This is a genomic window from Streptomyces sp. NP-1717 (assembly GCF_022695985.1).
GTDB lineage: Bacteria > Actinomycetota > Actinomycetes > Streptomycetales > Streptomycetaceae > Streptomyces.
The window spans coordinates 1-18,305 of sequence record NZ_JAAPBF010000143.1 but is presented as its reverse complement, the minus strand read 5'-3'; the positions used below and the strand labels follow the sequence as shown (position 1 = coordinate 18,305).

The window sequence follows — 18,305 nt, the reverse complement described above, 5'->3', positions numbered from 1 at the left end:
CAGGAACAGCCGGGAGATCTCGCCCCCGAAGTTCACCCCGATGGCGATCGCCATGGCCAGCGCCGCGGCCTTGGACAGCGAGGCCAGCCCGTCGTCCACATGGTTCTGCGCGAGACCGAGCAGACCGAAGTACGTCGCCGAGCCGGGCAGCAGCGGCCCGATCGCCGCCGTGACGTACGGCAGCGCCGACGCGAACTGGTACCGCGAGAACAACTGCCCGAAGAGCCCCACCACACCCGCGGCGACCGCGGTCGCCGCCACCGGCGAGATCCCGCCGGTCACATGCATCGCCCCGTAGACGGTCCAGGCCACGCCCCCGTTCAGGGCCACCATCAGCACGGTGGATCGTTCCTGCTGGAGCAGGATCGCGAAGGCGAAACTGAGCGCGACGGCGGCGCCGATCTGGAGCACCGGCCGCCCCTCCCCGGCCAGCAGCGCCGCGTCCGGGTCGAGCTGGGCGTCGAGCTGGACACCCAGGTACAGGGCGATCAGCACGCCCGTCACGATCGCGATGAAGAAGTACATGACTTCGAGCAGCCGCGCGGCGGCGGTGATGTAGTAGCCGGTCAGACCGTCCTGCACGCCCGCGACCAAGGCCCGCCCCGGCAGCAGCGCGAAGAGCCCACCGGTGATCACGGCGGACGGCCGGCCCTCCCAGTTCACCGCCGAGGCGGCCAGCGTCAGCGCGACCCCCATCGCGGCCGGCGGCATCGCCGCGGCGACGAACTGGTAGAACTCCGGGATCCCACGTCCCGCGCAGAGCCACGCGAGCCGGTCGCCGAGCATCGCGCCGACCATCGCCGCGATGAACACGATCAGATCACCACCGACCAGCACCGACGCGGAGCCGGCCAGCAGCCCGCTCGCGGCGGTCAGCGCCCACCCCGGATACGGGTGCCGGTTACGCCTGATCTCGGCCAGCCGCCGGTACGCCTCCTCCAGGGTGATGTCGGTGTCCTCGGTGGTGATGTCGTCGACGAGCGTGTAGACGGCGGACAGCCGGGTGTAGTCGGTACCCCGCCTGCGTACGGTCCGGCTGGCCGTCACCGGGTCGTCCACCAGCGACGGCTGGTAGGAGATCGACAGCAGCGTGAAGGTGACGTTCGGCTCGCAGCGGTCGAGACCGTACGCGCGGCTGACCGCGAACATCGCGGCCTCGACGTCCTCGGCCCCCTCGCCGCCCGCCAGGAGCAACTCGCCGATACGCAGGGTCAGGTCGAGCACGCGCGGTACGGCGGGCCCGGCCTCGTCGTGCCGCTGCACGATCTCCGCCACCGGCCGGTCCCCGACCGGCATCCGCAGCAGCGTGCGCATCCGGTCCTGCCAGGGCGCTTCCTTCGTCAGCCGGACGATCGGCACGCCCTGCGCCGGTGTGAACGCCTGGGGCGACCGGCGTGCGCGGTAGGTACTCGGCGGATCGAAGGCCGACCGGTCGGTCTCCTGCGTACTCTCCGGGCTCAACCCCTCCGGAACAGCGAACTCCGAGGTGGGGCTGTCCTCCTCGGGGGCCGGTACCTGGTCCGTCCCGGACGGCGGAGTGAAGGCGCTGTGCGCCTCGTCGGACGGGGGTTTACGATCCTCCGCCTCGTCCCGCTCGGCCACCACAGTCCTCGCCCTCACTTACTCACATCGGTGCCGCTCGGGCACAGGTCGCTCAGCCATCCGTTCAGTATGGACACGGGCGCGGACGTGGGCGCACACGAGCGGCGGACGGCGCACCCGTGAGGTGCGCCGTCCGCCGCTCGTACGTGCCGTTCTCCGCCGCTCAGGGCCTGACGGCCCCTGAGTCCCGGTCCGTGGGGCGCGTGTTCAGTGCGCGCCGCCCTGCGCCTCCAGGCGCTTGTACGAGGCCTCGATCTCGGCCTCCGCCTCCGCGCGGCCCACCCAGTCCGCGCCCTCGACCGACTTGCCGGGCTCCAGGTCCTTGTAGACCTCGAAGAAGTGCTGGATCTCCAGACGGTCGAACTCCGACACGTGGTGGATGTCCCTCAGGTGCTCCACACGCGGGTCCGACGCGGGGACGCACAGCAGCTTGTCGTCGCCGCCGGCCTCGTCCGTCATCCGGAACATGCCGATCGCGCGGCACTTGATGAGACAGCCGGGGAACGTCGGCTCGTCCAGGATGACCAGTGCGTCCAGCGGGTCGCCGTCCTCGCCGAGGGTGTTCTCCACGAAGCCGTAGTCGGCCGGGTAGCTGGTCGAGGTGAAGAGACGACGGTCAAGGCGGATCCGGCCGGTCTCGTGGTCCACCTCGTACTTGTTTCGCGAACCCTTAGGGATCTCGATGGTGACGTCGAACTCCACGGGTGGCTCCTCCATGATCAACACAGATGTCGGTGATGCTGCTGTCGGTGGTACCGCACGCCGCCGGGTCCGACCCCGGGGCCGAGCAGGATCGGCCATCGCTGGCCGGGGCACCGTGCTCGTGGCAACGCGCAGTGATTAAGTGTCCCCCACGCAGCTGTGTGATCGCGAAAGGGGCTGGTCAACCGTGCTTGAGCCGAAAGTGTGGCAGCTCACGGCAGGTTCCGCCGTGCTCGGCCTCGTACTGGCGGCCGGGGCGGTGGCCTTGGCCGGCCCCTGGGACTCCGGTCAGCGTAAGGCCGAGCGTGACTGGGCGGCCGCCCAGGACCGTACAGGTGGCGCACATCACGACGGTGAGCGCGTGCGTATGCCCGCGCCCGCGCCCAGCGCCGCCGGCGTACTCGCCGAACTCGGCGTGTCGGCCACGTCCTTGTCCGCGCCGGCGGATCTCCCGGCCGACCTGACGTCGGCCCTCGGGCCGCTGCTCGAATCCCCGGACCTCGGACCGGCGCCCTCGGCGTCCGTCGTCGACGTCGCGACGGGCGAGCAGTTGTTCGGTCGGCGCGCCGACCGGCCGATGGCACCGGCCTCCACCATCAAGATCGCCACGGCGGTCGCCGCGCTCTCCGCGCTCGGCCCCGACCACCGCATCCCCACCACCGTGGTCACCGCGGACAGCGGCAAGGGCGGCGACGACAAGCCCGACGCGTCCGGCGCCGACGACAAGGCCGGCGACAAGGGCGAGAACCCGACCGAGATCACCCTCGTCGGCGGCGGCGACGCCACCCTCGACCGCGGCGACCTGCGCCACCTGGCCACCGACACCGCCAGAGCGCTGCGCGACCGCGGTGTGCACCGGGTGACCGTCCGCTTCGACGTCTCCCTCTACTCAGGGCCCCGAGAACACCCGATCGGCCCCAACGACAACATCGCGCCCGTCACCGCCCTGATGGCGGGCCAGGGCCGCCTCGACGACTCCGCCGCCGACACCTTCGGCGGCCCGGCACCGCGCAGCGGCGACCCGGCGGGCGACGCCGCCGACGTCTTCGCGGACCTCCTGCGCGAACGCGGCCTCAAGACCTCCGGCGCCCCCGCCGCGGCCAGAGCGCCCGAAGACGCCGACCGCCTCGCCGTGACGTACTCGCGCCCCGTCTCCGCCCTGGTCGAACGCATGCTGACGAACAGTGACAACGACATCGCCGAGTCGCTGGTCCGGCAGACCGCGATCGAGGCGGGCAGACCGGCGAGCTTCGCGGGAGCCCAACAGGCCGTCCAGGCCGAGCTGAAGAAGCTGAAGCTGCCCGTCGACGGCGCGCTCCTGCGCGACGGCAGCGGCCTCAACCGTCACGACAGGCTCACCAGCGGCCTGCTCACCGCGCTGCTCGCCCGCGCGGCCGACCCCGAGCGTCCCGAACTGCGACCGGTGCTCACCGGTCTCCCGGTGGCCGGATTCAGCGGCACGCTCCAGGGCCGGTACACCGACGCGGACGCCACGACCGGCAGCGGCCTGATCCGCGCCAAGACCGGCACGCTGACCGGGGTGAACTCCCTGGCGGGCACTGTCGTGGGCCCCGGCGGACGGCTCCTCGCCTTCGCCTTCCTGGCGGAGGAGGCACCGGCCCCCGATACGGCCCAACGCGCCCTGGACCACCTCTCGGCGGAACTGGTGTCGTGACCACCCTTGGCCCCGCGTGTCCCCACGTGGGGCAAGGGTGGTCACCGCACCGACCAGGACCGGCCGGGACGTGAACGGCCCGGCCGACACCTGACCGCCTTCCGGCCCGAGCACGTACGGTTGACACATGACGAGCATCGGTGGGGCCGAGATGGTGGACTGGAATCTCGCGGTCGCGACCGCGACCCGCCTCGCGCGGCCGGGACCGGAAGTGAGCCGGGACGAGGCCCGCGAGATCGTCGCCGAGCTGCGACGGCACGCCAAGGCGGCCGAGGAGCACGTGCGCGGCTTCACCCGGATGATCCCGGAAGGCCATGAGCCGCCGGACACCCCGGTCCTGGTCGTGGACCGGGCGGGCTGGATCAAGGCGAACGTCGCGGGCTTCCGCGAGCTGCTCAAACCACTCCTCGACAAGATGCAGGACCGCCGGTCGAACTCGGCGGGCGGCGCCGTCCTCGGCGCCGTGGGCGGCAAGGTGACCGGCGTCGAGCTGGGCATGCTGCTGTCGTTCCTTTCCTCGCGCGTCCTCGGCCAGTACGAGACCTTCGCCCCGCCGAGCCGCGACCTCCCTTCGAGTGACGGCGGCGGCGGCCGGCTGCTGCTCGTCGCGCCGAACATCGTTCACGTCGAACGCGAACTGGACGTCGACCCGCACGACTTCAGACTCTGGGTCTGCCTGCACGAGGAGACCCACCGCACGCAGTTCACCGGCGTCCCGTGGCTGCGCGACCACCTCGAGGGCGAGATCCAGTCATTCCTCGAAGAGACGGACGTCGACCCCTCGACCGTCGTGGAACGCCTGCGTGAAGCGGCCCAGTCCCTCACCGGCAGCCGCCCTGAGGGCGAGGAGGAGGACGAGGGCCGCAGCCTGGTGGAACTGGTGCAGACCCCCGGCCAGAAGGAGATCCTCGGCCGCCTCACCGCCGTGATGTCCCTGCTCGAAGGCCATGCCGACTACGTGATGGACGGCGTCGGCCCGCAGGTCGTGCCCTCGGTCGCCGAGATCCGCGAGAAGTTCCAGCAGCGCAGGGCCAAGGGCGCCAGCCGGCTCGACCAGGCCCTGCGCAAACTGCTGGGCCTGGACGCGAAACTGCGGCAGTACCGGGACGGGGAGCGTTTCGTACGCGCCGTGGTCGACGAGGTCGGCATGGACGGCTTCAACCGCGTCTGGACCTCCCCCAACACCCTTCCCACGAAGGCGGAGATCGCCAAGCCGGCGGACTGGATCGCACGGGTGCACCGCAAGACCGAGTCCTGAGGCAGCGCCCCGCGGCGTCCTCCTCAGGAGGGCGCCGTGAGGGCGCGTACCGGATGTGGACGTCCACAGGTGTCCACCGGAATGGGCCAGCATCACCCATCCGAGGGACCGTGGGCGCTGGGTAGGCGTGCGATGCTCGGGGAACGGCCCGGTTCTGTCACCATCGACGCACTCTGTGTGACTGAACCCCGTCCCTACTCCGACCGAGGCACCCCCCAAACATCACGAAGGGCACCGGACATGGGTCCCCATCCTGCGGTCGCGGCGATACGCCTGGCGGTCCGCCGCGTACTCCACGACGTCCTCACCGAATGCTCCGAATCCGGGAGCTCCGGCACCGAGCGCTCCCGTCCCACCGCGACGGGCGCCGACCGGGCCATCGCACCGCCCCCGGCCGACCGCCGCCCTCTGGTGCTCGTCGCCTGCTCCGGAGGCGCCGACTCCATGGCGCTCGCGTCCGCCCTCGCCTTCGAGGCCCGCAAGCTCTCCGTCCGCGCGGGCGCCGTCACCGTCGACCACGGTCTGCAGCCCGGCTCGGACCTCCGTGCCGCCGAAGTCGTCTCCCGGCTCGCCGCCATGCGGCTCGACCCCGTCGAGTCCGTCGCCGTGACCGTCGGTCGCGACGGGGGGCCCGAGGCAGCCGCCCGCGACGCGCGCTACGCCGCCCTGGACGCCGCCGCCGAGCGTCACGGCGCCGCCGCCGTCCTGCTGGGCCACACCCGCGACGACCAGGCCGAGACCGTCCTGCTCGGCCTCGCCCGCGGTTCCGGCACCCGCTCCCTCTCCGGAATGGCCCCCGTCTCCGGCGCCACCGGCCGCTACCGCCGGCCCTTCCTCCAACTCGACCGGCAGACGGCCCGCAAGGCCTGTCTCGTCCAGGCGATCCCGGTCTGGGACGACCCGCACAACGCCGACCCCGCCTACACCCGCTCGCGCCTGCGCCACGAGGGTCTGCCCGCCCTGGAGAAGGCGCTCGGCAAGGGCGTCGTCGAGGCCCTGGCCCGTACGGCGCAGCTCTCCCGCGACGACGCCGACGCCCTCGACGCCTGGGCGGCCGACGTGGAGTCCGCCGTACGGGACGACACCGGGCAGCTCGAATGCGCCAAGCTGTACGCGCTGCCGCCCGCCGTCCGGCGCCGTGTCCTGCGCCGGGCCGCCGTCGTCGCCGGCGCCCCCGCCGGGTCGCTGTTCGCCCGTCACATCGAGGAGGTCGACCGCCTGATCACGGGCTGGAGAGGCCAGGGAGCCATCAACCTGCCGGGCCGCGTCGAGGCCCAACGGCAGGGTGGCAGACTGGTCATCCGGCAGGGCTGAAGCGCTGAAGCACGACGGCTGTGTCTCCCGGGGTGGCGAGTTCCGGCCTCCTGGCCGACAACGAAAGTGATGCGGGTGGACCACAAGGACATGGGCGCCGACCTCCAGTCGGTGCTCTTCACCAAGGAAGAAATCGACGCCAAGCTGGTCGAACTGGCCGCCAAGATCGACGCGGAGTACGCGGGCAAGGACGTCCTTCTCGTCGGCGTCCTCAAGGGCGCCGTGATGGTGATGGCGGACCTGGCGCGTGCGCTGTCCACCCCCGTGACGATGGACTGGATGGCCGTGTCCTCGTACGGCGCCGGGACGCAGTCCTCCGGTGTGGTCAGGATCCTCAAGGACCTGGACACCGACATCAAGGGCAAGCACGTCGTGATCGTCGAGGACATCATCGACTCCGGCCTGACGCTCTCCTGGCTGCTGTCGAACCTCGGTTCGCGCGAGCCGGCCTCGCTGGAAGTGTGCACGCTGCTCCGTAAGCCGGATGCCGCAAAGGTCGCGATCGATGTGAAATGGATCGGATTCGACATTCCCAATGAGTTCGTTGTCGGCTATGGACTGGATTACGCGGAGAAGTACCGCAATCTGCCATTCGTCGGCACACTCGCCCCCCATGTCTACGGCGGCTGAGCCGGGCCCGGCCCCCGCCGGGCCGGGACGGGAACCCCGGCACCCCTCCCGCCGTTGGAGCATGGGAAGACCGGTTTACCGGCAGTCCCGTGCGGTCGCGGGTGACAATGCTGGGGTACGGTCCGAAGAACAGTCTTTTCTCACAGCGACATTTACCTACGGGCAGGAGGGACGGGGCGTTCTCGCTCCGTATGGATGGACGTGAAGCGATACTTCCGTGGGCCGGTCATGTGGATCGTGCTGGCCGTCCTCGCCGTGGTCGTGTTGATGCAGGTCGTCGGCTCGTCCGGCGGCTACAAGACGGTGGACACCGGCGAGGTCGTCCAGGCGATCGACAAGAACCAGGTCGACCAGGTCAAGCTGACCACCGGCGACGAACAGATCATCAAGATCGACCTCAAGGACGGTCAGAAGGTCCAGGGCGGCGACAAGGTACAGGCCAGTTACATCGGCTCCCAGGGCTCGGCCCTGGCCGAGAAGCTGCAGAGCAAGTTCGAGAGCGGCGACATCAAGCAGGGCTACACGGTTTCGCCCTCGAAGCAGAGCCCGTTCGTCTCCGTGCTGCTCTCCCTGCTGCCGTTCGTCCTCATCGTCGTGGTCTTCCTGTTCCTGATGAATCAGATGCAGGGCGGCGGCTCCCGAGTCATGCAGTTCGGGAAGTCCAAGGCCAAACTCATTACGAAGGACACTCCCAAGACGACGTTCGCCGACGTCGCGGGGTCCGACGAAGCGGTCGAGGAACTCCACGAGATCAAGGAGTTCCTCCAGGAGCCCGCGAAGTTCCAGGCCGTGGGCGCCAAGATCCCGAAGGGTGTGCTGCTCTACGGCCCGCCCGGTACGGGTAAGACGCTGCTCGCCCGCGCGGTCGCCGGTGAGGCCGGTGTCCCGTTCTACTCGATCTCCGGTTCCGACTTCGTCGAGATGTTCGTCGGTGTCGGTGCCTCCCGGGTGCGTGACCTCTTCGAGCAGGCCAAGGCGAACGCCCCGGCGATCGTCTTCGTCGACGAGATCGACGCCGTCGGCCGGCACCGCGGCGCGGGCCTCGGCGGTGGCCACGACGAGCGCGAGCAGACGCTCAACCAGCTGCTCGTGGAGATGGACGGCTTCGACGTGAAGGGCGGGGTCATCCTGATCGCCGCCACGAACCGGCCCGACATCCTCGACCCGGCGCTGCTGCGCCCGGGCCGTTTCGACCGGCAGATCGCGGTCGACCGCCCCGACATGCAGGGCCGTCTGGAGATCCTCAAGGTCCACCAGAAGGGCAAGCCGGTCGCCCCGGACGTCGACCTCGGCGCCGTCGCCCGCCGTACGCCCGGTTTCACCGGCGCGGACCTGGCGAACGTGCTGAACGAAGCGGCGCTCCTCACGGCGCGCAGCGACAAGAAGCTCGTCGACAACCACTCCCTGGACGAGGCGATCGACAGAGTCGTGGCGGGCCCGCAGAAGCGGACCCGGATCATGTCCGAGAAGGAAAAGAAGATCACCGCGTACCACGAGGGCGGCCACGCCCTGGTCGCGGCGGCGTCTCCGAACTCCGACCCGGTGCACAAGATCACGATCCTGTCCCGCGGCCGTGCCCTGGGTTACACCATGGTCCTGCCCGACGAGGACAAGTACTCGACCACGCGCAACGAGATGCTCGACCAGCTCGCCTACATGATGGGTGGGCGCGCGGCGGAGGAACTGGTCTTCCACGACCCGACCACCGGCGCGGCCAACGACATCGAGAAGGCGTCGGCGACGGCACGGGCCATGGTCACGCAGTACGGCATGACCGAGCGGCTCGGCGCGATCAAGTTCGGCGGTGACAATTCGGAGCCCTTCGTCGGACGTGAGATGGGCCACCAGCGCGACTACTCGGAAGAGGTCGCCGCGCTGGTCGACGAAGAAGTCAAGAAGCTGATCGAGACGGCGCACAACGAGGCCTGGGAGATCCTCGTCGAGAACCGCGACGTTCTCGACAACCTGGTCCTCGCGCTGCTGGAGAAGGAGACGCTCAACAAGGAGCAGATCGCCGAGATCTTCTCGACGATCGTGCGGCGCCCGGCCCGTCCGGCGTGGACCGGCTCCTCGCGGCGTACGCCTTCGACGCGTCCGCCGGTGCTGTCGCCCAAGGAGCTGGCCCTCACCAACGGAGCGACCGGTTCCAACGGCACGATTCCCGGGATCACGACCGGCGAGTCCGCTGCCGAGGCCGTTCCGGAGGACCGTCCCGAAAGCTGATCCCGCGCCTCTCACCAGGCCCGGAATAGATGCCGCGCCCCACAGGTCTTAGCCTGATGGGGCGCGGCATTCCCGTTGGCGCGCACGGAACGGCAGAGGAACGAGGCTCAGATGACCAACCCGGTGAGGCTGGACGGCGAGGGTGTGATCGGCGAGTTCGACGAGAAGCGGGCCGAGAACGCCGTACGGGAGCTTCTGATCGCGGTCGGGGAGGACCCGGACCGGGAGGGCCTGCGCGAGACGCCGGGACGGGTGGCCCGTTCGTACCGGGAGATATTCGCGGGGCTGTGGCAGCGGCCCGAGGACGTACTGACGACGACGTTCGACATCGGGCACGACGAGATGGTCCTGGTGAAGGACATCGAGGTGCAGAGTTCCTGTGAGCACCATCTGGTGCCGTTCCACGGCGCCGCGCACGTCGGGTACATCCCGTCGGCCGACGGGAAGATCACCGGGCTGTCGAAGCTGGCGCGGCTCGTGGACGTGTTCGCGCGCAGGCCGCAGGTCCAGGAGCGGATGACCACGCAGATCGCGGACTCGCTGATGAAGATCCTCGAGCCGCGCGGAGTGATCGTGGTCGTCGAGTGCGAGCACATGTGCATGTCCATGCGCGGGGTGCGCAAGCCCGGCGCCAAGACGATCACCTCGGCGGTACGGGGGCAGCTGCGCGACCCGGTGACCCGCAACGAGGCGATGAGTCTGATCATGGCCCGCTGAACCACTTACGGACGAGGGCCCCGCCGGACCCGGTCGGGGTGTTCAGGCGCGGGCGGTGCCCTGGTGTTCGTCGTCGGGTCCGTCCGGCAGTTTGCAGACCCGCTCCAGGAATATCGCGGCGGCGATCACCGCGATCCCGGCCAGCACCGAGAATCCCGCGTAGTAGGCCTGGTCACGCCGGGCGGGGATGTCGAGGGAGCCGAGCAGGAAGACGCCCGTCCCGCCGTACATCCCGGCGACCAGCGCCGCGACCAGGGCGCTCGCGTGGCCGAAAACGACGGCGCGGGCCGCCATCATCGGATCCACCCCCTTGGCGCCCGGCCGGCGCTCACGCTGGGCGCGCAGCCGGGACCGCAGGGAGAGCGCCGTCGCCAGGAGCACGACGGCGATCGCCGCGAGCACGATGGGCGCGGCGAGGGGGACGCTGGGCAGGGTGCCGAGGGAGTCCCAGAGGCGCGTACCGCCCCAGGAGAGCACCCCGGCCACGGCGAAGATGCCGAACAGAACCCGGATCCGCAATTGCCCCACCGCGAAAGCCCGCCCTTCACCCGTACTCGTCACTTCTGACACACACCTCGCCCGCACACACCACCGGCGCACGCGGCCCGCACCGGACCCCCTGGATCGGCACCCGTGACCGGCCGGCCGGTCCGCAGAGCCTAACGATTAGTCGGGCAGGCGGAGTTCCAGGTCCGCCCGGGGCTCCACGCCCCGCTGCTCGATGACGGCCAGCAGATCGGAGACCGTACCGCGTCCGGCGAGCAGTGCCTCGGGCTCCACGTCGTGCCAGGGCACGAGCACGAAGGCGCGCTGGTGGGCGCGCGGGTGCGGCAGGGTGAGCGCCGGATCGTCCGACACGACGTCCGCGTACGCCACGATGTCGACGTCGATCGTGCGGGGTCCCCAGCGCTCCACCCGGACGCGGTCGAAGGCTTCCTCGACGGCCTGGGCGCGCTCCAGCAGGGACGAGGGCGGCAGTGTGGTCTTCACCACGACGATCGCGTTGAAGTACGAGGGCTGGGAGCCCGGTTCGACTCCCCACGGCTCCGTCTCGTACACCGGGGACACTGCCTTGACCCGCAGGCCCGGGGTGTCCTCCAGCGCGTCGATGGCGCCCTGGAGGGTCTCCAGCCGGTTGCCGAGATTGGACCCGAGGCTGATCACGGCGCGCTTCGGGTTGGACAGGGTGACGTCCGCCGCGTCGACCTGGGCCACCACCGAGGCAGGCACCGGCTGGACGGTCGGGTCGCTCTGGGGTTTCATACTCGGCTCCGGGTGATGGTGATGGTCACATCGTCGAAGGGCACCGTGATCGGGGCGTCCGGCTTGTGCAGCGTCACCTCGACCTCGTCGACGCCGTCGTGCTTCAGACACTGCTCCGCGATGCGCTCCGCGAGCGTCTCGATCAGGTCGACCGGCTCGCCCCGCACGACGGCCACGACCTCCTCGGCCACGACTCCGTAGTGGACGGTTCTCGCCAGGTCGTCTCCGGCCGCGGCGGGGCGGGTGTCGAGGCTCAGCACCAGATCCACGATGAAGGTCTGCCCCTCCTCGCGCTCCCGGGGGAAGACGCCATGGTGCCCACGGGCCTTGAGGCCGCGCAGCGCGAGACGGTCCACGCGAATCACTCCTGCTGTCGTTGGTCAAGTGGGGCACTATGCCGTATGCGGACGGCGGATGTCCCCGGTCGAATCTACTCGCGGGCACCGACACGCCCTGCCCGTGGGGCCCCGGGCGTCGCGAACGGGGCTCGCGGCGGGCTCCGCGCCACTGGGCACCGCAGGTAGTTCCAGCGGAGCGGGGCCGGCCCTCGTAAGGTCGGTCTACCCACTCACGCGGGGGTTTCGTCGTCCTGGTCGTCGTCGGTTTCGGCCAGAACGGGCGAGCCGTGATGGGACCAGACCCGCCAGCCGTCCGGCGTGCGGCGGAACACGTTCGTGGCGACCACCAGTTGGCCCACGAGCGGGCCGAGCGCACCGCTCTCCTCCGCCGGTCCGCCGCTGAGGATGTTCTCGGTGCAGGTCACCAGGGCGGTGTCGCCCGCGACGGACACCACGACATCCGTGAGGAAGAACTGGATGTACTCGGTGTTGGCCATGATCAGCGCGTACGAGCGCAGCACCTCGCCGCGGCCCGAGAGCACCGGCCAGCCGGGGTGGACGCAGCTGACACCGGGGCTGTCGCCGTCCAGCCACAGCTCCGACAGCGCGTCCATGTCGCCGCGCTCCATGGCTTCGTAGAAGGCGGTGTTGAGGGCGTCGACCTGTTCCTTGTCGGTCCCGCTCGGCAGGCTCCTCACCGGGCACCCTCGACGGCGCGCGCCACGCGGACGGCGTCGGCCGTCGCGCGTACCTCGTGGACCCGTACCGCCCAGGCGCCCTCGTACGCGGCGATCGCGGAGACGGCCGCGGTGGCGGCGTCCCGCTCGCGCGCGGGCGGCGGGGCGCCCTCTCCGGCCAGTACCCGGCCGAGGAACCGCTTGCGGGAAGCCGCGACCAGCAGGGGCCGGCCCAGTGCCCGCAGGTCCGCCAGCCGGGCCAGCAGCGCGAGATCGTGCTCGGCGCCCTTGGCGAAGCCGAGGCCGGGATCGACGACCAGGCGCTCGGGGGCGATGCCGCCGGCGACGACCGCCTCCATGCGCTCACGGAGTTCGGCGACCACCTCGGCGACGACATCCGTGTAGACGGCGCGGTTGTTCATGTCCTGGCTGAAGCCGCGCCAGTGCATGACGACGAAGGGCACCCGCGCGGCGGCGACGGCGGGCACCATCGCCGGGTCCGCGAGGCCGCCGCTGACGTCGTTGACCAGGACGGCGCCGGCGGCCACCGCCTGTTCGGCGACGGAGGCCCGCATGGTGTCCACGGACACGGTGACGCCTTCGGAGGCCAGGCCCCGGACGACGGGCACGACGCGCCGCAGCTCCTCGTCCTCGTCGACCCGGGAGGCGCCGGGGCGGGTCGACTCGCCGCCCACGTCGACCAGATCGGCGCCCTCGGTGACCAGATCGAGGCCGCGCTTGACCGCGGCGGTGGTGTCGAACCAGCGACCGCCGTCGGAGAAGGAGTCGGGCGTCACGTTGACGACCCCCATGACCGCGCAGCGGTCCCATTCCGGCAGGCCGTCGACCGTGCCCCTTCCGCCCCGCGGGCGCAACGTACTCATACGTCCCACCCTAGGCCGTGTCTGACAAATAGCGCCGTCCGCCTGCAAGGCGGGGCGCGCGGCGTCCGGTGCGTGTGATCGCAAGGCGGAGGATCATTCTCGTACTGGACGTACTTGGACGACTCCGACAACGCGGCGAGCGCGCGTGCCGGGCGCCGCGCGCCAGGCGGGATTTGTCAGACAGGGCCCAGGCCCGTACGGGGGCGGTGACGCGTCGCCCGGCGGCGCGGCCCCCTGCCGGACGGCGGTCAGGACGCGGCGATCTGGGCGACCGTCTCCAGTTCCACCTCGGTGCGGGGGATGGCGTGCGCGTCCGCGTCGATCGAGCGGCGAAGCGCCTCGTGCAGCCGCGCCGGAGTCAGGACACCGAGGAAGCGGCCCGTCTCCTCCTTGTCGATGACGGCGATCCAGCCGGCGTCGTGCTGGAGCATCGTGGAGAACGCCTGCTTGAGGGAGGCGCCGACGGGCAGCCACGCCTCCATACGGCGGGCGTGCTCCCGCACGGTGCCCGGGGAGCCGGTCTGCTCGGTGGAGATCCAGCCGTGCAGATTGTCCTCGGCGTCCAGGACGACCGCCCAGCGCGCCCCCTCCTTGGAAAGCTTCGCCGCCGCAGTGCGCAGCGGATCGTCCAGATGCACGACGGGCGGCTGCTCCAGGTCGCCCTCCTCGATCGGTGTGACCGAGAGGCGCTTGAGGCCGCGGTCCGCGCCGACGAAGTCGGCGACGTACGGGGTGGCGGGCGCGCCCAGCACGGCGGCGGGGGCGTCGAACTGCTCGATGGTGCCCTGCCCGTAGACGGCGATCCGGTCACCGAGCCGGACCGCCTCCTCGATGTCGTGGGTGACGAAGAGCACGGTCTTGTTGACGGCGGCCTGGAGCTTCAGGAACTCGTTCTGGAGGTGTTCGCGTACGACGGGGTCGACCGCGCCGAAGGGCTCGTCCATCAGCAGGACGGGCGGGTCGGCGGCGAGCGCCCGTGCCACGCCCACCCGCTGGCGCTGCCCGCCGGAGAGCTGCTCGGGGTAGCGGTCGCCGTAGACGGACGGGTCGAGGCCGACCAGGTCGAGGAGTTCGGCCGCGCGCTCACGGCCCTTGCCGCGCTGCCAGCCCAGGAGATGGGGGACGGTCGCGGTGTTCTCCAGGATCGTCTTGTGGGGGAACAGTCCGACCTGCTGGATCACATAGCCGATCCGGCGCCGGAGCTGGACGGGGTCGATGGTCGATATGTCGTCCCCGTCCATGAATATCCGTCCCTCGGTCGGTTCGATCAACCGGTTGACCATCTTCATGGTGGTGGTCTTGCCGCAGCCGGACGGTCCGACGAGCGTGACCAGCTCGCCCGCTCCGACCTCCAGGCTGAGGTCGTCGACGGCCGTGGTGCCGTCCGGGTACCGCTTGGTGACGTGCTCGAATCGGATCATGATTTCCCCATTGTGACGGGTCTTGTGTGAAGGCAATGTTGCTGGAATGTGGCGGCCTTCCGCGAATGTCAGTGGTCGGGGATAGGGTCGCCCAGACAAAGACACCAGACATACGTTCGGAGAGATAGGGGAGGCGGGGGTGGATGAGCGCTCAAAGCTGTCTGGCGGCGAACGAATGGATCTGCGGCGAGTATCTACGCTCCCGTAGCCAGGAGTTGATCGATGCGACGGTCCAGCACATCGGGATCACCCTCGTCTCGGTCCTCATCGGGCTGCTCGTGGCCTTTCCCCTCGCGCTGCTCGCGCGCGGCAAACCGGCTTTCGCGGGCCCTGTACTCGGACTGACGACCCTGCTCTACACGATCCCGTCGCTCGCGATGTTCTCGCTGCTGCTGCCGTTCTTCGGGCTGTCGACCGCGCTGGTGGTCACCGGCCTGGTGCTGTACTCGCTGACGATCCTCGTGAGGAACATCATGGCGGGCCTCGACTCCGTCCCCGCCGAAGCCAAGGAGGCCGCCCGCGGGATGGGGTACGGCCCCGGTCGGCTGCTCTGGGAGGTCGAGCTGCCGCTCGCCCTGCCCGCGCTGATGGCGGGAGTCAGGATCGCGACGGTCTCGACGATCGCGCTGACGACCGTCGGCTCGATCGTGGGGCGCGGCGGTCTCGGCAATCTCATCGAGGACGCGCTGCCGAGCCTGTTCAAGGCGCAGGTGCTCACCGCCTCCGTGCTGTGCGTGCTGCTGGCGGTCACCGCCGACCTGCTGCTCCTGGGACTCCAGCGGCTGCTCACGCCCTGGACGCGCATACGGACGGGCAGGGGCCGTGCGGCACGTCCGGCGCGCGCGGGCCGTGCCGGCGACCCGGTGAAGGTGGGGGGCTGACCCATGGGTGTCCTGGGTGACGCGTGGACCTGGTTGATCACCGGCTCCAACTGGTCCGGCGATGGCGGGGCCCTGTCCAGACTCGGTGAGCACGTGTACGTCAGCGGGGTCGCCCTCGCGCTCGCCTGTGCGATAGCCCTGCCGACGGCCTTCTACCTCGGGCACATCGGCAAGGGCGGCGCGCTCGCCATCAACATCTCGAACGTGGGGCGGGCGATCCCGGTCTTCGCCGTGCTCGCCCTGTTCATGCTCTCCCCGCTGCGCAACGCGGGCTACGTGCCGACGATCGTCGCGCTCGTGCTCTTCGCCGTGCCGCCGCTGCTGACCAACGCCTACGTGGGTATGCGGGAGGTGGACCGCGCGGTGCTGGAAGCCGCACGGGGCATGGGGATGTCCGGGCGCCAGCTCTTCCTCCGGGTCGAGCTGCCCCTGGCGTACCCGATGGTGATGACCGGCCTGCGGTCGGCGTCCGTGCAGGTGGTCGCCACGGCAACGATCGCGGCGATGGTGGGGCAGGGCGGACTCGGGCGGATCATCACCGCCGGTTTCAACACCTACGACACCCCGCAGGTGGTCGCGGGCGCGCTCCTGGTGGCGCTGCTCGCGCTGCTGGTCGAGGGCGTGCTCGTGGCGGTGGACCGGGTGCTCGACCCGTCTCCCCCCGCCGCCGTCACCCGGGCACCGTCGCCCGGCTCGCGCGACGGCGCTCCGAAGGGCGCCCTGAACGGCGCCCTCAGTACCGGCGACTCGCCCCCGACGGGTGACTCGCCTGCGCGGGACCGGGTGACGAAGACCGTGTGACGACGGCCCGAGTGACACGACGACCGTGTGACGACCGACTTTCTCGGCCTCCCTATGGCCTCTACGGATGGTGAACTCTCATGAGCAAGACCTCGCGCATGGCGGGTGCGGTACTTGGCGCTGTCGTCCTCACCGGGTCGCTCGCCGCGTGCGGCGGCGACAGCCTGGAATCGGACGGCGGCTCCGACAAGGGCTCGGGCTCCGACAAGAAGGGCTCCCTCGTCGTCGGCGCCGCGGCCTTCACCGAGTCCAAGGTGCTCGCCGAGCTCTACGCGCAGATCCTCGGTGACGGCGGGTACGACACCTCCGTCACCACGGTGAAGAACCGCGAGCTGTACGAGCCCTCTCTGGAGAAGGGTGAGATCGACGTCGTCCCGGAGTACGCGGCGACGCTCACCGAATTCCTCAACGCCAAGGTGAACGGCGCGGACAAGGCGCTGAAGACCCCGCTCGCCTCCAGCGACACGGCCGCCACGGTCGCCGCTCTGGAGAAGCTGGCCGAGCCGCTCGGGCTGAAGGTGCTGCCCGCGGGCAAGGCGGTCGACCAGAACGCCTTCGCCGTGACCAAGGAGTACGCGGAGAAGAACAATCTCAAGACCCTTTCGGACCTGGGCGCCTCGAAGCTCAAGGTGAGGATCGCCGCGGGCGACGAGTGCGAGGTGCGGCCGTTCTGCGCGCCCGGTCTCAAGGAGACGTACGGGATCGACGTCACCGGCATCGACCCGCAGGGTGTCGGCACTCCGCAGGCCAAGCAGGCGGTGAAGGACGGCAAGGACCAGCTGGTGCTCAGCACCACCACCGACGGCACGCTCGACAGCTTCGGTCTGGTGGTCCTGGAGGACGACAAGAAGCTCCAGAACGCGGACAACGTACTTCCGGTGGTCAATGCCAAGGACGCCGGTTCCCAGGAGATAGCGGACCTTCTCGGCAAACTCAGCGACGCCCTCACTACAGAGGATCTCGCGAAGCTCAACCTGAAGGTCGACGCGGAACGCGCGAAGCCCGCGGATGTCGCCAAGGAGTATCTGGAGTCGAAAGGTCTGATCGGCAAGTAGCCGCCGGGCGCCGGGAAGTAGGGGTACGGGAGTGGAGTCGGCAACGGACGGGGAAAGATTGTCCGGCCGACCCCCATTCCGCGTCCACGCGCGGTAAATTTCGGGCCATGCCACGTGGACGCCATCGCCATTCCCCGCCCCTCCACAGGATTCTGCCGCCGTCGGCCGTAGCAGGGGCCGCAGCTCTGTGCGCCGCGGGTGCCTGGCTCCTGACGGAACCCGTGGCGCTCCGTGGACTGGTGGCCGTCACCGCGGCCGCCGCCGCCACCGGCGCTTATCTGATGCGCAGTTGGGACTCGGCGGCGGGTCGGCGTGTCGCGGAGCTGTTGCGCGCGCGATCGAGCGAGGAGTGGAAGACCGAGGAGCGAATAGCCGAACTCGAAGCCGATATCGACGAATCGCGCGAGATTCGCACCCGGCTGGAGACCAAACTGCGCGTCAAGCGGGTCGAACTCGCGAAGCTGCGCGGTGAGCACGCCGCGCTGCTGCGGCGTTACGCGACGGCGGAGACCGCGCGGGCGAGCGCGCTGGAGGGCCGGCGGCAGCTCGCGATCGAGGCGGCCCAGGAGCCCAAGGCACTGCCGCCCGCGGGCAGTACGCCCAGCGCGTCGGTGTACTTCCGGGCCGCGAAGGCCCTGGACGACCTGACGCGCAACGGCATCACGCAGCACACCAGGCGGATCCTCGAAGACGCCCGACGGCGGCAGCTCGCCGAGCGCGCGGCGCGCGAGGCGGAGGCCGAGGCCGAGCGGGCGAAGCAGGCCGCGGAGGCGGAGAAGAAGGCACGCGCCGAGCGGGCCGAGCGGGAGAAGGCCGCCGAGAAGCGGCGCGCGGCGGAGGCGGCGACGGCCGCCGGGCAGCACA

At 70.4% G+C, this 18,305-nt stretch carries 18 protein-coding genes; 10 read left to right on the top strand and 8 right to left on the bottom strand.

What is annotated here, in order from left to right:
- Together GXP76_RS24410 and GXP76_RS24405 are read right to left on the bottom strand one after the other, a co-directional pair.
- Window positions 1-1,605 (bottom strand): threonine/serine exporter ThrE family protein (locus GXP76_RS24410; protein WP_242573732.1); only part of this gene is annotated, 1,605 nt, incomplete at its 3' end.
- Between the two features lie 204 nt (window positions 1,606-1,809).
- Window positions 1,810-2,304, bottom strand: coding sequence for an inorganic diphosphatase (locus tag GXP76_RS24405; RefSeq protein ID WP_003968257.1), 495 nt, complete (start codon window positions 2,302-2,304; stop codon window positions 1,810-1,812).
- Window positions 2,305-2,491: 187 nt separating this feature from the next.
- On the opposite strand from GXP76_RS24405, the gene dacB reads away from it, so the two are divergent.
- The 6 genes from dacB to folE all read left to right on the top strand — a co-directional run bounded on the left by dacB (window position 2,492) and on the right by folE (window position 10,121).
- Window positions 2,492-3,979, top strand: coding sequence for a D-alanyl-D-alanine carboxypeptidase/D-alanyl-D-alanine-endopeptidase (gene dacB, locus GXP76_RS24400; RefSeq protein WP_242573729.1), 1,488 nt, complete (start codon window positions 2,492-2,494; stop codon window positions 3,977-3,979).
- Between the two features lie 127 nt (window positions 3,980-4,106).
- The gene (locus GXP76_RS24395; protein WP_242573728.1) at window positions 4,107-5,237 is read left to right on the top strand and encodes a zinc-dependent metalloprotease; all 1,131 of its coding nucleotides are present in this window, start codon (window positions 4,107-4,109) and stop codon (window positions 5,235-5,237) included.
- 240 nt (window positions 5,238-5,477) lie between these two features.
- Entirely contained in the window at window positions 5,478-6,551 is a 1,074-nt protein-coding gene (gene tilS, locus GXP76_RS24390) for a tRNA lysidine(34) synthetase TilS (protein ID WP_242573727.1), read from the top strand.
- Window positions 6,552-6,620: 69 nt separating this feature from the next.
- Window positions 6,621-7,181 carry a hypoxanthine phosphoribosyltransferase gene (gene hpt, locus GXP76_RS24385; protein ID WP_078075786.1) on the top strand — a complete coding sequence of 187 codons (561 nt, stop codon included), beginning with the start codon at window positions 6,621-6,623 and terminating at the stop codon, window positions 7,179-7,181.
- A gap of 195 nt (window positions 7,182-7,376) precedes the next feature.
- A complete protein-coding gene (gene ftsH / locus GXP76_RS24380; RefSeq protein WP_242573726.1) occupies window positions 7,377-9,404 on the top strand; it encodes an ATP-dependent zinc metalloprotease FtsH in 2,028 nt (675 codons plus the stop codon).
- 111 nt (window positions 9,405-9,515) lie between these two features.
- Window positions 9,516-10,121, top strand: coding sequence for a GTP cyclohydrolase I FolE (gene folE / locus GXP76_RS24375; protein WP_242573725.1), 606 nt, complete (start codon window positions 9,516-9,518; stop codon window positions 10,119-10,121).
- A gap of 42 nt (window positions 10,122-10,163) precedes the next feature.
- Here folE and GXP76_RS24370 read toward each other — a convergent pair whose 3' ends face one another.
- From GXP76_RS24370 to GXP76_RS24345, 6 genes are all read right to left on the bottom strand, one after another.
- Window positions 10,164-10,649: a DUF3180 domain-containing protein gene (locus GXP76_RS24370; protein ID WP_242573731.1), complete on the bottom strand. Its 486-nt coding sequence runs from the start codon at window positions 10,647-10,649 to the stop codon at window positions 10,164-10,166.
- A 138-nt stretch (window positions 10,650-10,787) separates the two neighbouring features.
- Window positions 10,788-11,384, bottom strand: a complete 597-nt coding sequence (folK, locus tag GXP76_RS24365) for a 2-amino-4-hydroxy-6-hydroxymethyldihydropteridine diphosphokinase (protein ID WP_242573724.1) — start codon at window positions 11,382-11,384, stop codon at window positions 10,788-10,790.
- Window positions 11,381-11,740: a dihydroneopterin aldolase gene (folB, locus tag GXP76_RS24360; RefSeq protein ID WP_242573723.1), complete on the bottom strand. Its 360-nt coding sequence runs from the start codon at window positions 11,738-11,740 to the stop codon at window positions 11,381-11,383. Before folB ends, folK begins: the two co-directional genes overlap by 4 nt.
- A 212-nt stretch (window positions 11,741-11,952) precedes the next feature.
- Complete coding sequence (locus GXP76_RS24355) at window positions 11,953-12,411, bottom strand: nuclear transport factor 2 family protein (RefSeq protein ID WP_277993760.1); 459 nt, start codon at window positions 12,409-12,411, stop codon at window positions 11,953-11,955.
- Between the two features lie 5 nt (window positions 12,412-12,416).
- Window positions 12,417-13,283: a dihydropteroate synthase gene (gene folP / locus GXP76_RS24350; RefSeq protein ID WP_242573722.1), complete on the bottom strand. Its 867-nt coding sequence runs from the start codon at window positions 13,281-13,283 to the stop codon at window positions 12,417-12,419.
- Between the two features lie 248 nt (window positions 13,284-13,531).
- On the bottom strand, window positions 13,532-14,704 hold the full coding sequence (locus tag GXP76_RS24345) for an ABC transporter ATP-binding protein (RefSeq protein ID WP_242573721.1): 1,173 nt from the start codon (window positions 14,702-14,704) through the stop codon (window positions 13,532-13,534).
- Between the two features lie 143 nt (window positions 14,705-14,847).
- On the opposite strand from GXP76_RS24345, the gene GXP76_RS24340 reads away from it, so the two are divergent.
- From GXP76_RS24340 to GXP76_RS24325, 4 genes are all read left to right on the top strand, one after another.
- Window positions 14,848-15,585 carry an ABC transporter permease gene (locus tag GXP76_RS24340; protein WP_242573720.1) on the top strand — a complete coding sequence of 246 codons (738 nt, stop codon included), beginning with the start codon at window positions 14,848-14,850 and terminating at the stop codon, window positions 15,583-15,585.
- A 3-nt stretch (window positions 15,586-15,588) separates the two neighbouring features.
- Window positions 15,589-16,386 carry an ABC transporter permease gene (locus GXP76_RS24335; RefSeq protein WP_242573719.1) on the top strand — a complete coding sequence of 266 codons (798 nt, stop codon included), beginning with the start codon at window positions 15,589-15,591 and terminating at the stop codon, window positions 16,384-16,386.
- Between the two features lie 80 nt (window positions 16,387-16,466).
- Entirely contained in the window at window positions 16,467-17,441 is a 975-nt protein-coding gene (locus tag GXP76_RS24330) for an ABC transporter substrate-binding protein (protein WP_242573718.1), read from the top strand.
- A 107-nt stretch (window positions 17,442-17,548) separates the two neighbouring features.
- Window positions 17,549-18,305 (top strand): hypothetical protein (locus tag GXP76_RS24325; protein WP_242573717.1); only part of this gene is annotated, 757 nt, incomplete at its 3' end.

Coding starts and splice junctions, on each gene's coding strand:
- GXP76_RS24395 (WP_242573728.1), top strand. CDS start 4,107: ATGACGAGCATCGGTGGGGCCGAGATGGTGGACTGGAATCTCGCGGTC.
- tilS (WP_242573727.1), top strand. CDS start 5,478: ATGGGTCCCCATCCTGCGGTCGCGGCGATACGCCTGGCGGTCCGCCGC.
- hpt (WP_078075786.1), top strand. CDS start 6,621: ATGCGGGTGGACCACAAGGACATGGGCGCCGACCTCCAGTCGGTGCTC.
- ftsH (WP_242573726.1), top strand. CDS start 7,377: ATGGACGTGAAGCGATACTTCCGTGGGCCGGTCATGTGGATCGTGCTG.
- folE (WP_242573725.1), top strand. CDS start 9,516: ATGACCAACCCGGTGAGGCTGGACGGCGAGGGTGTGATCGGCGAGTTC.
- folK (WP_242573724.1), bottom strand. CDS start 11,384: ATGAAACCCCAGAGCGACCCGACCGTCCAGCCGGTGCCTGCCTCGGTG.
- folP (WP_242573722.1), bottom strand. CDS start 13,283: ATGAGTACGTTGCGCCCGCGGGGCGGAAGGGGCACGGTCGACGGCCTG.
- GXP76_RS24345 (WP_242573721.1), bottom strand. CDS start 14,704: ATGATCCGATTCGAGCACGTCACCAAGCGGTACCCGGACGGCACCACG.
- GXP76_RS24340 (WP_242573720.1), top strand. CDS start 14,848: ATGAGCGCTCAAAGCTGTCTGGCGGCGAACGAATGGATCTGCGGCGAG.
- GXP76_RS24335 (WP_242573719.1), top strand. CDS start 15,589: ATGGGTGTCCTGGGTGACGCGTGGACCTGGTTGATCACCGGCTCCAAC.
- GXP76_RS24330 (WP_242573718.1), top strand. CDS start 16,467: ATGAGCAAGACCTCGCGCATGGCGGGTGCGGTACTTGGCGCTGTCGTC.